The sequence below is a fragment of the Roseomonas sp. TAS13 genome, assembly GCF_001950415.1.
GTDB lineage: Bacteria > Pseudomonadota > Alphaproteobacteria > Acetobacterales > Acetobacteraceae > Roseomonas > Roseomonas mucosa.
Genome location: NZ_BDLP01000649.1, coordinates 1 through 1,334, shown reverse-complemented (window position 1 = coordinate 1,334; position 1,334 = coordinate 1). Strand labels below are relative to the sequence as shown.

Below are 1,334 nucleotides of genomic sequence, written 5' to 3'. Positions count from 1 at the left end.
TGCTCACCCGGCTCGTCGGCGGCTGGCCCAATAGCCGCCTCGACGAACTCATGCCCTGGTGCTGGGCCGCCACCGCCTCGGGCTGACCGTCAACCCAAAGCACCAAGGGCCTCGTGGCCGCGCTTACCCTATCCCGACCGGCCGATCAAATGGATCGTCCCCTATGCCGCCGGCGGGGGCTCCGACGTGATCGCGCGGCTGGTGTCCGCCGGCCTGTCACAGCGGCTCGGGCAGTCCTTCGTGATCGACAACCGCCCGGGCGGCGCCACCAATATCGGCGCCGAGGCCGCGGCCAAGTCGCCGCCGGACGGCTATACCGCGCTGACCGCCGACAACGGCACGCTGGTCTTCAACCCGGCGCTGTTCCGGAAGCTGCCCTATGACGTGGACCGCGACTTCCGCCCCGTCGGGCTGCTCGCGCGCTTCCACATGGTGCTGGCCGTCACGAAGGAAGCCCCGGCCCGCAGCGCCCGTGATTTCGTCGAGCGCGCCAGGGCCGCGCCGCGCAGCATCAACTACGGCTCCGCCGGCATCGGATCTCCGCACCATCTGACCATGGCCCGCCTGGCGCGCGAGACCGGGATCGAGCTGACCCATGTCCCCTATCGCGGCGTCGCGCCGGCGCTGAACGACCTGCTGTCCGGCAATGTGGAGGCGATGGTGGTGGACTACGCCGCCGGCGGCGAATACCTGCGTTCCGGCCAGATCAGGCCGCTGGCGGCCTTCTCGGACGCCCGCATCGCGGGCCTTCCGGACGTGCCGGTGGTGCAGGAGGCGCTGGATCTGCGCGGCTTCGAATCCTACGCCTGGCAGGGCCTCGTGCTGCCGAAGCGCACGCCCGACGCGGAAGCCGGCCGCCTTTCCGCGGCACTCGCCGCGACGCTCCAGGACCCGGCGACCGCCACCCGCATGCGCGAGATCGGCCTTGAGCCACTGCCGGGCGGGCCCGACGCCTTCCAGTCCCTGCTCGCCAGCGAACGGAAGACCTGGGTGCCGCTGATCCGCGAACTCGGCGTCTCGCTGGACTGACACTCCGGCGGCGTTGTGGCGCAGCGCTTCGTGGCCAGCCCCGGGCGGAGGCTCCGCCTCCCCCGGTCCCCCTCCGCTGGGGACATGGCATGTCACCAGACCCCGCCTTGGGTTGGCTCGGCGTTGCGAGGTCGGCCTGCGACCCGACCCTGCGGAACAGGTGGACCAGCGGGGCTCTCGATAGGAAAGACACCGTCTCCGCGCCGGTGGTGCCGGCAGTCGCCGGAGGGCAACGCTCTCCGGCGCGATCCGGCGTCCGCGAGCGCCAACGACAATGGGTCCAGGGCCCGCAGGGTCCTGGCGGA

The 1,334-nt window shown here is 71.9% G+C and carries 1 protein-coding gene; it reads left to right on the top strand.

The genetic code is table 11. From position 1 onward, the window contains the following. Positions 1 to 186 precede the first annotated feature (186 nt). A complete protein-coding gene (locus tag ROTAS13_RS24520) occupies positions 187 to 1,029 on the top strand; it encodes a tripartite tricarboxylate transporter substrate binding protein (RefSeq protein ID WP_252570915.1) in 843 nt (280 codons plus the stop codon). Positions 1,030 to 1,334: the final 305 nt, after the last annotated feature.